The following is a 13,209-nucleotide window of genomic DNA, read 5'->3' as shown; positions in this document are numbered from 1 at the left end:
TCTGAGTGCTTAGAGGTCGACCTCGCGCATCAGCATGCCGACCTCGGTGTTGGTGAGGCGGCGCAGCCAGCCGGACTTCTGGTCGCCGAGCCCGATCGGGCCGAAGGCGACCCGCACCAGCTTCTCGACCGGGAAGCCGGCCTCGGCCATCATGCGGCGCACGATGTGCTTGCGGCCCTCGTGGAGCTCGATCTCGACGAGGTAGTTCTTGCCGGTCTGCTGGACGACGCGGAAGGCGTCGGCCCGCGCGTAGCCGTCCTCCAGCTGGATGCCCTCCTTGAGCCGCTTGCCGATCTCGCGCGGCAGCGGGCCCGTGATGGCGGCCAGGTAGGTCTTCTTCACGCCGTACTTGGGGTGGGTCAGACGGTGGGCCAGCTCGCCGTGGTTGGTGAGCAGGATGATGCCCTCGGTCTCGGTGTCGAGCCGGCCGACGTGGAAGAGCCGGGTCTCGCGGTTGGTGACGTAGTCACCGAGGCACTGGCGGCCGTCCGGGTCCTCCATGGTGGAGACGACGCCGGCCGGCTTGTTCAGGGCGAAGAACAGGTACGACTGGGTGGCGACGGTCAGGCCGTCCACCTTGATCTCGTCCTTCTCGGGGTCGACGCGCTTGCCCTGTTCGAGCACGATCTCGCCATTGACCTCGACACGGGCCTGCTCGATCAGCTCCTCGCAGGCGCGCCGCGAGCCCATGCCGGCCCGGGCGAGGACCTTCTGCAGCCGCTCGCCCTCCTGCTCGGCGCCGGGGAAGGTCTTGGGGGTCTTCACGTCCGGCTTGTCGGCGTACCGGTCGCGGTTGCGCTGCTCGATCTTGGCGTCGAGCTCGCGCGGGCGGGCCTGGCCCAGACGCTGGCCGTGCGGGCCACGGCGCACCGGGGTACCGCCCTGGGGAGACTTCGGGCCGCCCTTGGCGCCGCCGCGCGCGGAGGCGCCGCGACCGCTGCGGGGGGCGTCGCCGCCCACGTCGTAGGTGCGCTCCTCGGGGCGCGGCGGGCGCTGCTTGCCGCTGCCGCTCTGGCGCGGGCCGCCGGCCTTGCGCTGGTCGTCGCGCCCGCCACCGGCGCCGCGGTTGCCGCCCCGGCCACCGGCGCCACCGCCACTGCTGCTGCCGCGGCCGCCGCTGTTGCCACCACGGCTCCCGCCGTTGTTTCCGCTGCTGTTCCTGCCGCTGCTGCTTCGCATCACATTTCCGTCTTGTCGTCTGCGGGGGTTTCCGGCGCGTCCGGCGCGTCCGGATCGAACGACGGCACACCCTCCAGCGTCTCGGCCTCGATCGCGTCCGCCTCGGGGAGGAAGGGCGCGAGCTCCGGGAGCTCGTCCAGGCCGCGCAGGCCCATCCGCTCCAGAAAGTAGTTCGTCGTCCTGTACAGGATCGCACCTGTTTCGGGTTCCGTGCCCGCCTCGTCGACCAGACCCCGCTGGAGCAGGGTCCGCATGACCCCGTCACAGTTCACTCCGCGCACCGCGGAGACCCGCGAGCGGCTCACCGGCTGGCGGTACGCGACGACCGCCAGGGTCTCCAGGGCCGCCTGGGTGAGCCGGGCCTGCTGGCCGTCCAGGACGAAGCCCTCGACGGCGTCCGCGTAGGCGGCCCGGCTGTAGAACCGCCAGCCGCCCGCCACGAGCCTCAGCTCGAATCCGCGGCCCTGGACGGTGTACTCGTCCGCCAGCTCCCGCAGGGCGTCCGCCACGGCCCGCCTCGGCCTTTCCAGGACCTTCGCGAGGTGTTCCTCGGTGGCGGGCTCGTCGACGACCATGAGGACGGCTTCCAGGGCGGGCTTCAGCTCCAGCTCCTCCGTCACGCGTTCTCCTCCTCCGTCACCACTTGGTCGAACTCGTCGGTCACCGTCAGCGCCCCGTCGCCGTCCCCGCCGCTCCAGCGCACCATCAGCTCCCCCAGGGCCTCGTCCTGGTCCAGGACGACGGCCTTCTCGCGGTACAGCTCCAGGAGGGCCAGGAACCGGGCGACCACCGTGAGGGTGTCCGGGGCGTCCTCGGCCAGCACCCGGAAGCTGACCTCCCCGGCCTCCCGCAGCCGGGCCACCACGATCTCGGCCTGCTCGCGCACGGACACCAGCGGGGCGTGGATGTGATCGACGTACACCTGCGGCTTGGCCTTGGGCTGCATGGTCTTCACGGCCAGCTTGGCGAAGCCCTCGACGCCGATGCTGATGACGACCTCGGGCAGCAACTCGGCGAGCTGCGCCTCCAGGCCGACGGTACGGGGGTAGCGCCGCGCTTCCCCGTCCAGCCGCTCACTGAAGATGTCGGCGATCCGCTTGTACGCCCGGTACTGCAGCAGCCGCGCGAACAGCAGGTCCCGGGCCTCCAGGAGCGCGAGGTCGGCCTCGTCCTCCACCTCGGCGGCGGGCAGCAGCCGGGCGGCCTTGAGGTCGAGCAGAGTGGCCGCGACGACGAGGAACTCGGTCGTCTGGTCCAGATCCCAGTCGGGCCCCATGGCCCGGATGTGCGCCATGAACTCGTCGGTGACCTTGGAGAGGGCGACCTCGGTGACGTCCATCTTGTGCTTGGAGATCAGCTGAAGGAGCAGGTCGAAGGGCCCCTCGAAGTTGGCGAGCCGAACGGTGAACCGCCCGTCACCGGGCTCGGGCTCACCGCCGGTGAGGGCTTCGGCTGCGGCGGGCGCCAACCCTTCGTCGGCCGAGGACGATTCAGCCCCGGGCGGCTCGAAATCAGCCCCTCCGGCGATTGAGGAGCGTGGCGCCGGGGGCGGCGCCCCCGGCGCCACCCACTCGTCCGCAGCCGACGAATCCCCCCGGAGGCCCGCGGCGGAGCCGCCGAGTGGCACAGCGGGAAGGGGCGAGGTGGGGTAAATCTCCCCCGGCCCCCGCCCCAGCGCACGGCGCGGCGCACGCGCGGCGGAGGCGGTGGGCTCGTCAGCAGTCGGCAAGAGTGGTCCAGGGGCTGGAGAGGCGGGCGGAGCGGCTCCGCCGCAGGCTAACGGCTACCGCCCCCGAAGACGCCGTACGAGAATGCTCGCGTCGCCCCGCGACTCCAGGTCCGCGAGGACGACGGCGACGGCCTCACGGACGATCCGCCCGCGGTCGACCGCGAGCCCGTGCTCCCCCCGCAGGACCAGGCGCGCGTGCTCCAGGTCCATGAGCTCCTCCGCGGAGACGTACACGGTGATCTTCTCGTCGTGCCGCTCGCGCCCGCTGGGCCGCCGGTTGGCCGCCCGCTGCCGGCGCCGCTGCTGGGCGGTGCCGGAGCCGGAGGAGGAGCCGCCCTGCGCGGGCGTGCGCCGGGCCTTGGCGGTCTCCGCCTCGGCGGCGCCGCGGCTGCGCTGTTCGGCCGAGCCGGAGTCCTCCTCGGCGGCGGTGTGCTCCGTCTCGGGCGCGGGCTCGGCCGTAACCGGCTCGCTCTCGCCCGCCGGAGCCGGCACCCTCGCCTCGCCGTTGGCCCCTCGCCTCGGGGCGGACGGCGAGAGCGCCATGCCCCCGGTCGTACGGAACAGCTCGTCGGCCCCGGGCAGACTCACTCGGCGTGACACCGGGCGAGCACCTCCCTGGCGAGCTGACGGTAGGCGGCCGCGCCGACGGAGTTCGAGGCGTACGTCGTGATCGGCTCACCGGCGACGGTGGTCTCCGGGAAGCGCACGGTGCGGCCGATGACCGTGTGGTAGACGTGGTCGTCGAAGGCCTCGACCACGCGGGCCAGGACCTCCCGGCTGTGCACCGTGCGGGAGTCGTACATCGTGGCGAGGATGCCGTCCAACTCCAGGTCGGGGTTGAGGCGTTCCTGCACCTTCTCGATCGTCTCGGTGAGCAGCGCGACACCGCGCAGCGCGAAGAACTCGCACTCCAGCGGCACGATCACCTTGTGAGCCGCCGTCAGGGCGTTGACGGTGAGCAGGCCGAGCGAGGGCTGACAGTCGATCACGATGTAGTCGTAGTCCTGCATCAGCGGCTTCAGGGCCCGCTGGAGCGTGGACTCGCGCGCGACCTCGCTCACCAACTGCACCTCGGCGGCGGACAGGTCGATGTTGCTCGGCAGCAGGTCCATGTTGGGGACCGCGGTCTTGAGCAGCACCTCGTCGGCCGACATGCCCCGCTCCATGAGCAGGTTGTAGACGGTGAGGTCGAGTTCCATCGGGTTCACGCCGAGGCCGACCGACAGGGCACCCTGCGGGTCGAAGTCGACGAGCAGCACGCGGCGTCCGTACTCCGCGAGCGCGGCACCCAGGTTGATGGTCGACGTCGTCTTGCCCACGCCGCCCTTCTGGTTGCACATCGCGATGATCTTCGCGGGACCGTGGTCGGTCAGCGGACCCGGGATCGGGAAGTACGGCAGCGGCCGTCCGGTCGGGCCGATCCGCTCGCGGCGCTGGCGGGCGGCGTCGGGTGCGAGGGTGGCCGCGTACTCGGGGTCGGGCTCGTACTCGGCGTCGGGGTCGTAGAAGTGCCCCTGGGGCACTTCGTCAAAGTCGGCGAGAGCGGCGGTCTCCCGGCCGCTCTCGTTGCCGGCCGTGGCGTTCACGTGTAGGCCGTCCATCATCCGTGGGGCTGTCGTCATGTGCTGGGTGGTTTCGAAGGTGCGGACCGCGACGGAGCCGACAGCCTCGGGCCCCGAAGGGCTCTGGCCCCGTACGGACATCCCCGCAGGGATTCCTGACTGACCACCTCCGGGAGTAAATGTCGACTCATTCACAAGTCGTCTTACCTCCTTGGACGTGACCAGGAAACTTTATCGATAGGTCAGCGTGGCACCATGCCGACGGTTGGCGACTCTATGGCGTGTCACCGGTCCGCAGCAACACAATCCGCCGGACCCGGCCCGATGTGTCGGCAACCGAACACCACTCTGTCAAGGGCGTACGGGCACTCAGACGCGCGTTTCACCGGTGCGCGAAACGGTTAAAGGGTTACGTTCGAGGCGAGTTGAGCGAGCCTGGCACAGGTGGGCGGAAGTGTCGCGATACACATCCGGCCGGACCTTGGTCGACAAGGTCCGGCCGGATGTACGAGGTTGACGGTCCGCGTTGACGAACCGGCTTTTTACTAGCCGAGAAGCGCGTGCAGCTCGACCTGGTCCAGGCCGTGGGCCTCGGCGACCGGGCCGTAAACGACCTGGCCGTCATGGGTGTTGAGGCCGAGGGCGAGCGCGGCATCGCGGCGCAGCGCCTCGACCCAGCCGTTGTTCGCCAGCGACACGATGTAGGGCAGCGTGGCGTTGGTGAGGGCGTAGGTGGAGGTGTTCGGCACCGCGCCCGGCATGTTGGCGACGCAGTAGAAGACCGAGTTGTGGACCATGAAGGTCGGCTCGGCGTGGGTGGTCGGACGCGAGTCCTCGAAGCAGCCGCCCTGGTCGATCGCAATGTCGACAAGGACACTTCCGGGCTTCATCTTGGCGACGAGCTCGTTGGTGACCAGCTTCGGGGCCTTGGCGCCGGGGATGAGCACCGCGCCGATGACGAGGTCGGCCTCGATGACGGCCTTCTCCAGCTCGTAGGCGTTGGAGACGATCGTCTGCACCTTGGTGCCGAAGATCTTGTCGGCCTCGCGGAGCTTGTTGATGTCCTTGTCGAGCAGGGTCACGTGGAAGCCCATGCCGACGGCGATCTGCGCCGCGTTCCAGCCGGAGACACCGCCGCCGATGACGACGGCACGGCCGGCGTGGGTGCCGGGGACGCCACCGGGCAGCACGCCGCGGCCGCCGGCCGAGCGCATCAGGTGGTAGGCGCCGACCTGCGGGGCCAGCCGGCCCGCGACCTCGGACATCGGGGCGAGCAGCGGCAGCTGGCGGTTGGCCGTCTCGACGGTCTCGTACGCGATCGCGGTGGTGCCGGACTCCAGGAGGGCGTCCGTGCACTCGCGGGAGGCGGCGAGGTGCAGGTAGGTGAAGAGCGTCTGGTCCTTGCGGAGGCGGTGGTACTCCTCCGCGATGGGCTCCTTGACCTTCAGCAGCAGGTCGGCGGTGGCCCAGACCTCGTCGGCGCTGCCGAGGATCTCCGCACCCGCGGAGACGTACTCGGCGTCCGTGATCGAGGAGCCGACGCCGGCGTTCTGCTCGACGAAGACCTGGTGGCCGTGGCGCACGAGCTCGTGCACACCGGCGGGGGTGATGGCCACCCGGAACTCGTTGTTCTTGACCTCGCGGGGGATGCCGACCTTCACGTCGATCACGGTCCTTGACTCAGGGGAAAACGGGGGCAATGCCATACATACCCGGACGCACACGGGCGCACCGGGAGACACCGCAGGATGTTGCGGCTCACCCAGTCTAATGAAGGTCTTCCCGCTGTCTACCCTTACAAAGCTTTAATCTTTGGCCGAAGGACTACGGATTTCGCAGGTCCCCTGCGCTTGACGGCTCATCTTCCAGCAATCTGTCCGCCGCGCCCCGGTGCAACCGCGCGGCCGCGGGGTCGCCGAGCCGGTCCAGGGTGTCGGCGAGCCTGAGCTGGAGCGCGGCCTCAAGGCGCAGATCACCGGCCCTGCGCGCGGACTCGACCGCCTCGCGGCAGGTGCGCAGCGACTCCTCGGGGCGCCCCGCGTACTCCTGGACCCGGGCCGCCTCGCTCAACGCCCTTGCCTGGCTGGGCAGATCGCCGAGCCGCCGGTATCCGGCCACCGCGGCCCGCCAGCTGCGCAGCGCCTCGCCGTAGCGGCCCGCGTACGTGTGCACGGCGGCGAGCCGCCCGTACAGCCGGGCCTCGTCCGCCCGCTCGCCGCGCGCGAGGCGCTGGGACAGGGCCCGCCCGTACCAGTCGGAGGCCCGCTGCCAGTCGCCGAGCTCCTGGTGGGCGCCGCCTACGGATTCCATCGCGCGGCCGGTCGCGTACGCGTCGTTCGCGGCGCGGCCCGCGTCCAGGGCGGCCCGGTAGCGGGCAAGGGCCGCGGTCGTCCGCCCGGTCCCGGCGTCCAGGTCGCCCAGGTTGAGCAGGGCCGCCGCCTTCTCGCGGTGCAGCTCGCGGCGCTCGGCGACGTCCAGGACGAGCTGGTGCAGGCCGTACAGGTCGGGGGCCGCGGCCTCGGCGCCCCGGTGCGCGGCGAGCGCGCGGACCAGCGCGGCCACCAGGCGCCGGGCCAGCGTGTCGAGCTCGCCGTCCTCCACCGCGATCCGGGCGGCGGCGAGCAGCGCGGGCCGGCGGCCGCTCAGCCAGGCGTCGGCGACGGCCGCGCTGGGGAAGCGCAGGGCCCGCGGCAGGCCCGCGAGCTTCTTGCGGGCGGGCGAGCCCTCCGGCTCGGTGACCGCCCGGCAGGACTGGAGCAGCCGAACGGTCCGCTCCAGCATCCGGGCCCGGGCCAGCTGGATCTCGCCGGGCCGGTCCACGCTCTCGCAGAGCGTGCGAAGGAGCGGCGCGAGGGCGCCGGGCACCCGGTACTGCTCGGGTGCGTCCGGGTCGGGCCGCAGCAGTCCGAACGTCACGAAGTCGGCGAGCGCCGCCTGGGCGCCGGAGACCGAGCAGCCGGCAAGGGCGGAGGCGGTGTGCGCGTCGGCGACCCCGGCGGGGGCGAGCGCGAGCAGTCGCAGTATCCGCGCGGCCGGCTGCGAGAGGGAGTCGTACGCGAGCCGGAACGAGCGCGCCAACGGCCTTGCGGCGCTGGGGAGTTCGGCTCCTTCGTCGGACATGGAGCGCAGTTGTTTGGCCACGTCGGAGATGGCGGCCTTGGGGCGGGCGCGGAGCCAGCCGCCGACCAGGACGAGGGCGGCGGGCTGTCCGCCGCACTCTTCGGCGAGGGTCTCGGCGGCGCGCGGGTCCACCGTGACGCGCACCGCGCCGGTGAAGCCCTCCAGGAGTTCGACGGCCGACTTCACGTCGAGGCCGCCCAGCGTGCACGGACGCACGTCCGGGATTCCGGTGAGCGGTCCCTCGGCGGTGGCCACGACCAGGGACTGGGAGGTGTCGGGCAGCAGCGGGCCGACCTGTTCGGCGTCGGCCGCGTCGTCGAGCAGCACGATCGCCCGGCGGCCCGCGAGCGCGGTGCGGACCAGTTCGGTCAGCTCGTCCTGGCCGGCGCCGGGCGGCGCCGGGACCCCCAGGGCGTCGAGCAGGTCCCGGGCGACCCGGTCGGCCGGGACGCGGACCCCGCCCGGCTCGGTGAGCGTGGCCCGCAGGATCCCGTCCGGGTAGTCGCCGGCCACCTGGCGGGCGAGTTCGGCGGCGAGCGCGGTGCGACCGGATCCGGGCCGGCCGGCGATCAGCAGGACCCTGGCCCGGGGCGACTTCTTTCCTGACAGCGTGTCAAGTCCGGCCCGTTCGATGTCGGCCCGGAGTTCCTTCAACTCCCGCTGCCTGCCCAGGAATTGCCCCGTGCGCTGCCCGACGGCTGCGCCGCCCACGTCCACCGCCTGATCCGTCACGGGCCACGCTCCGTCCGCCTGCGCACCTGGAGACCGTGCGGGTCTCCGCACGGGCAGTCCGAGCGTAGTTCACCCTTCGTGACCGTTTGGGCGGAGCACGGCGGGGATGTCGCCCGATCGGATCAGCGGATTTTCAGATCGAATGCGGGAGGGGTGGGTTCACTCCTCGAAGGGGCGGGCCGGCCAGGGCGCCCCGGCCGGGCGCAGCGCGTCGAAGCCGTCCCCGTCCAGGACCGCGGCCAGCGCGAGGGCGCCGACCACCAGGCAGGTGTTGTGCAGCTCCCCCGCGAGGGCGCCCCGTACGAGCTCGGCGACCGGGACCCGGGCCAGCTCCATGTCGGCCTCCTCCTCGGAGACCTCGAAGCGCTCGCCCTCCGCCTCGGACAGGTCCCGCGCCAGGAAGATCCGTACGGCTTCGTCGCTGCCGCCCGGGCTCGTGTACACATCGGTCAGGACGTGCCACCGCTCGGCCTTGACGTGCGCCTCCTCGTACAGCTCGCGCTGGGCGGCGTGCAGCGGGTTCTCGCCGGGCACGTCCAGGAGCCCGGCCGGGATCTCCCACAGCTTCTGGCGTACGGGGTGGCGGTACTGGCGCAGCACCAGGACGCGGCCCTCGTCGTCCAGGGCGAGGATCGCCACCGAGCCGGGGTGGGTCTGGTAGTCGCGCTGGTGGACCGCGCCGTCGGGCATCACGACGTCGTCGGTGCGCACCCCGGTCTTGTGGCCGGTGAAAGGGGTGGCACTCGCCACGACCTGCCAGTGTTCGGCGGTGTCCTCGATGGCCATGACGGCGTCCTCCCACAGTGCGCGCGCAAAAACAGAACCGGGGTACGGATCCTTCGGAAAGGTCCGTACCCCGGCAACGTTAACCGGTGGTGACTACTTGGCGGGCTTGCCCGTCTTGCGCTCGACGGCGGCCTTGACCAGGCCCGCGAAGAGCGGGTGCGGGCGCGTCGGGCGCGAGCGCAGCTCCGGGTGCGCCTGGGTGGCGACCAGGTAGGGGTGCACCTCGCGCGGGTACTCGACGTACTCGACGAGCTTGTTGTCCGGGGAGGTGCCCGAGAAGACGATGCCCGTCTTCTTCTCCAGCTCCGCACGGTAGGCGTTGTTCACCTCGTAGCGGTGGCGGTGGCGCTCCTCGACGTAGGGCTGGTCGTCGTAGACCTCGCGGACGATGGAGCCCTCGGCGAGCTTCGCCGGGTACAGGCCGAGCCGCATCGTGCCGCCCAGGTCGCCCGCGCCCTCGACGTAGGCCAGCTGCTCCTCCATCGTCGAGATGACGGGGTGGGCGGTGGCGGCGTCGAACTCGGTGGAGTTGGCGTCCGGGATGCCGGCCAGGTTGCGCGCGGCCTCGATGACGATGCACTGCAGGCCGAGGCAGATGCCGAGCAGCGGCACCTTGTTCTCGCGGGCGTACTGGATCGCGCCGATCTTGCCGTTGACGCCGCGGTCGCCGAAGCCGCCGGGCACCAGGATCGCGTCCACGTCGCCGAGGTGCTTCTTGGCGCCGGCCGGGGTCTTGCAGTCGTCCGAGGTGACCCACTTGACCTTGACGCGGGCCTTGTTGGCGAAGCCGCCGGCCCGCATGGCCTCGGTGATCGAGAGGTAGGCGTCGGGCAGGTCGATGTACTTGCCGACCAGCGCGACGGTCACCTCGTGCAGCGGGTTGTGGACCCGGTCGAGCAGGTCGTCCCACTGCGTCCAGTCCACATCGCGGAACGGCAGGTCCAGCTTCCGGACGACGTAGGCGTCCAGGCCCTCGGTGTGGAGCACCTTGGGGATGTCGTAGATCGACTTGGCGTCGATGGCGGCGACCACGGCCGCCTCGTCGACGTCGCACATCAGCGAGATCTTGCGCTTGATGGACAGCGGCACCTCGCGGTCGGCGCGCAGCACGATCGCGTCGGGCTGGATGCCGATGTTGCGCAGGGCCGCGACCGAGTGCTGGGTCGGCTTGGTCTTCAGCTCGCCCGAGGGGCCGATGTAGGGCAGCAGCGAGATGTGCACGACGAACACGTTGTCGCGGCCGACCTCGTGGCGGACCTGGCGGACGGTCTCCAGGAACGGCAGCGACTCGATGTCGCCGACCGTGCCGCCGACCTCGGTGATGACGACGTCGACGTCGTCGGTCGCCATGCGGCGGATGCGGTGCTTGATCTCGTTGGTGATGTGCGGGATGACCTGGACGGTGTCGCCGAGGTACTCGCCGCGCCGCTCCTTGGCGATGACCTGCGAGTAGACCTGGCCGGTGGTCACGTTGGCGGACCCGTCGAGGTCCACGTCGAGGAAGCGCTCGTAGTGGCCGATGTCCAGGTCGGTCTCGGCGCCGTCGTTGGTGACGAACACCTCGCCGTGCTGGAACGGGTTCATCGTGCCCGGATCGACGTTCAGGTACGGGTCGAGCTTCTGCATCGTGACCCGCAGGCCCCGCGCCTTGAGGAGCGCACCCAGGCTGGAGGCAGTCAGACCCTTGCCGAGGGAAGAGGCGACACCCCCGGTGACGAAGATGTGCTTGGTCGTCGTGGCTGCGCTGTTTCGCAAAGCCGTGGGCTGCATGGCCAAGAGGGGGCTCCCGTGGTCGCTGTGTGGAGTGCGTGCCGGTCACCCTGTGTGGATCTTGTACGGAATCCGTACGCGTTTCCAGGGGTGCCGTCGCTGCGGTTCGGGGCTTTTTTCAGCACCCGGCCACGGGCTACCAGGGTATCAGCGACAGCGGGAGACCGCGTCCGGCCACGCTCCGTATGCGGCCGGTCAGCCCTGAGTACGAGCCTCACTCGTTCGGACCAACGGCGTTCAAGGAAGGCTCCAGCGGATCACTGGGGTGCGTCGTATCCTGCTCGGACACTCGCTTGCCGAGCCACCTGGTAGCACGGGAACACCCCGTCCGTCATCCGGAACATGCGCTCGTTGGCGAACCCTTGACCGCTGTCGCTGTAAGCGCCCCCAGGGGCGGACGTGGCCGTTCGACTGGAGATTGCACGTGGCCGGGCGCATCGAGGATTACGCACTCATCGGAGACATGCAGACCGCGGCACTGGTCTGCCGGGACGGCACGGCGGACTGGCTCTGCCTGCCCCGCTTCGACTCGCACGCCGTCTTCGCCGGACTGCTCGGCACCGAGGAACACGGGTTCTGGCGGGTCGGCCCGGCACATGGTGCCGAGGAACCGCCACCGGCGGCCGACCGCCGTCGCTACCGGGGCGACTCGCTCATCCTGGAATCCGAGTGGGACACCCCGCGCGGCACGGTCCGGGTGACCGACTTCATGCCGCCGCGCGACGGCGCCCCGCAGCTGATCCGCATCGTGGAGGGCGTCAGCGGCCGGGTCCCGATGCGCTCCATGCTGCGCATGCGGTTCAGCTACGGCCGGATCACCCCCTGGGTGCACAAGGTCGACAACCGCACGGTGGCCGTCGCGGGCCCCGACTCGGTGTGGCTGGACACCGATGCGGAGACGTACGGCAAGAACCTCACGACGTACTCCGACTTCACGGTCTCGCCCGGCGAGCGGGTCGCGTTCACCATCAGCTGGCAGCCCTCGCACCGCGAGGAGCCCGCGCTGCCTGAGCCCGAGGCGTCCCTGGTGGCGACCGAGGACTTCTGGCGGGAGTGGGTGGAGCACTGCACCTACCACGGGCCCTACCGCGAGGCCGTGGTCCGCTCCCTGATCACCCTGAAGGCGCTCACCTACGCCCCGACCGGCGGCATCGTGGCCGCCCCCACGATGTCGCTGCCCGAGCACATCGGCGGCGAGCGCAACTGGGACTACCGCTACACCTGGCTGCGGGACGCCGCGATCACCCTGTCCTCGCTGCTGCGCACCGGCTACCGCGAGGAGGCCCGTGCCTGGCGCGAGTGGCTTCTGCGCTCGGTCGCGGGCGACCCCGAGAACCTCCAGATCATGTACGGGATCGCCGGCGAGCGGGAGCTCGGCGAGACCGAGCTCGACTGGCTGCCCGGGTACGAGAACTCGACGCCGGTACGGGCCGGCAACGGCGCCGCCCACCAGCTCCAGCTCGACGTGTACGGCGAGGTCACCGAGGCGCTGCACCTGGCGCACATGACGGGCCTGGCCCGCAACGACTACGCCTCGCTGCTCCAGCTGAAGCTGATCCGCTACCTGGAGAGCCACTGGGACCAGCCGGACGAGGGGATCTGGGAGGTGCGCGGCCCGCGCCGCCACTTCGTGCACTCCAAGGTGATGGCCTGGGTCGCCGTGGACCGCACGATCAAGCTCATCGAGTCCGGCGACGCGGACGGCCCGCTCGACAAGTGGCGCGAGCTGCGCGACGACATCCACCGGGACGTCTGCGAGAAGGGCTACGACAAGGAACGCAACACCTTCACGCAGTCCTACGGCTCGCAGGAGCTGGACGCCTCCTTGCTGCTCATCCCGCAGATGGGCTTCCTGCCGCCGGACGACAAGCGCGTGATCGGCACGATCGAGGCGATCCAGCGCGAGCTGTCCACGCCGGACGGGTTCATCCTGCGCTACCCGACGACGGGCGGCGACGGGGAGAACCTGGACGGCCTGTTGGGCGAGGAGGGCGCGTTCCTGGCCTGCTCGTTCTGGATGGCGGACGACCTCGCGATGATCGGCCGGGTCGACGAGGCCCGCAAGCTCTTCGAGAAGCTCCTGGCCCTGCGCAACGACCTGGGGCTGCTCGCGGAGGAGTGGGATCCGCACCTCCAGCGCCAGGTCGGCAACTTCCCGCAGGCCTTCAGCCACGTTCCGCTGATCGACACGGCCCTGCGGCTTACCGCTTCGGGCGCGTACGGCGGCTGACGGCCGGACCCGCCCACGGGCCGTCTCCGAGTTCCCACGGGTTCTCGGAGACGGCCCGTCCGCATATCGGGGTGACGTACGCCACAACGAGCGGGTCAGGG

10 protein-coding genes are annotated in these 13,209 nt (G+C 71.0%); 1 reads left to right on the top strand and 9 read right to left on the bottom strand.

Going from position 1 to position 13,209, the window contains the following annotated elements; translation table 11 throughout:
* Positions 1-9 precede the first annotated feature (9 nt).
* The 9 genes from ADK54_RS00130 to ADK54_RS00090 form a co-directional block, all read right to left on the bottom strand.
* The gene (locus tag ADK54_RS00130) at positions 10-1,179 is read right to left on the bottom strand and encodes a pseudouridine synthase (RefSeq protein WP_053723368.1); all 1,170 of its coding nucleotides are present in this window, start codon (positions 1,177-1,179) and stop codon (positions 10-12) included.
* Positions 1,179-1,799, bottom strand: a complete 621-nt coding sequence (gene scpB, locus ADK54_RS00125) for an SMC-Scp complex subunit ScpB (protein ID WP_053723367.1) — start codon at positions 1,797-1,799, stop codon at positions 1,179-1,181. Before scpB ends, ADK54_RS00130 begins: the two co-directional genes overlap by 1 nt.
* Entirely contained in the window at positions 1,796-2,908 is a 1,113-nt protein-coding gene (locus ADK54_RS00120; RefSeq protein WP_053723366.1) for a segregation and condensation protein A, read from the bottom strand. The genes scpB and ADK54_RS00120 overlap by 4 nt, the downstream gene beginning before the upstream one ends.
* A 54-nt stretch (positions 2,909-2,962) precedes the next feature.
* Entirely contained in the window at positions 2,963-3,508 is a 546-nt protein-coding gene (locus ADK54_RS00115) for a hypothetical protein (RefSeq protein ID WP_053723365.1), read from the bottom strand.
* Complete coding sequence (locus tag ADK54_RS00110) at positions 3,493-4,611, bottom strand: ParA family protein (protein WP_053723364.1); 1,119 nt, start codon at positions 4,609-4,611, stop codon at positions 3,493-3,495. The genes ADK54_RS00115 and ADK54_RS00110 overlap by 16 nt, the downstream gene beginning before the upstream one ends.
* A 404-nt stretch (positions 4,612-5,015) precedes the next feature.
* Complete coding sequence (ald, locus tag ADK54_RS00105) at positions 5,016-6,131, bottom strand: alanine dehydrogenase (protein ID WP_053723521.1); 1,116 nt, start codon at positions 6,129-6,131, stop codon at positions 5,016-5,018.
* A 163-nt stretch (positions 6,132-6,294) separates the two neighbouring features.
* A complete protein-coding gene (locus ADK54_RS00100) occupies positions 6,295-8,322 on the bottom strand; it encodes a tetratricopeptide repeat protein (protein WP_053723363.1) in 2,028 nt (675 codons plus the stop codon).
* Between the two features lie 159 nt (positions 8,323-8,481).
* Positions 8,482-9,108, bottom strand: coding sequence for an NUDIX domain-containing protein (locus tag ADK54_RS00095; protein WP_053723362.1), 627 nt, complete (start codon positions 9,106-9,108; stop codon positions 8,482-8,484).
* A gap of 93 nt (positions 9,109-9,201) precedes the next feature.
* The gene (locus ADK54_RS00090) at positions 9,202-10,878 is read right to left on the bottom strand and encodes a CTP synthase (RefSeq protein WP_053723361.1); all 1,677 of its coding nucleotides are present in this window, start codon (positions 10,876-10,878) and stop codon (positions 9,202-9,204) included.
* 424 nt (positions 10,879-11,302) lie between these two features.
* On the opposite strand from ADK54_RS00090, the gene ADK54_RS00085 reads away from it, so the two are divergent.
* A complete protein-coding gene (locus ADK54_RS00085) occupies positions 11,303-13,108 on the top strand; it encodes a glycoside hydrolase family 15 protein (protein WP_053723360.1) in 1,806 nt (601 codons plus the stop codon).
* The last annotated feature ends 101 nt before the right edge of the window (positions 13,109-13,209 follow it).

The organism is Streptomyces sp. WM6378 (assembly GCF_001279695.1).
Classification (GTDB): domain Bacteria; phylum Actinomycetota; class Actinomycetes; order Streptomycetales; family Streptomycetaceae; genus Streptomyces.
This window is presented reverse-complemented; position numbering and strand designations above follow the sequence as displayed.

What these genes read in the sequence shown, in the direction of transcription:
- ADK54_RS00130 (WP_053723368.1), bottom strand. Translation starts at nt 1,179, where the DNA reads ATGCGAAGCAGCAGCGGCAGGAACAGCAGCGGAAACAACGGCGGGAGC.
- ADK54_RS00110 (WP_053723364.1), bottom strand. Translation starts at nt 4,611, where the DNA reads ATGTCCGTACGGGGCCAGAGCCCTTCGGGGCCCGAGGCTGTCGGCTCC.
- ADK54_RS00095 (WP_053723362.1), bottom strand. Translation starts at nt 9,108, where the DNA reads ATGGCCATCGAGGACACCGCCGAACACTGGCAGGTCGTGGCGAGTGCC.
- ADK54_RS00090 (WP_053723361.1), bottom strand. Translation starts at nt 10,878, where the DNA reads ATGCAGCCCACGGCTTTGCGAAACAGCGCAGCCACGACGACCAAGCAC.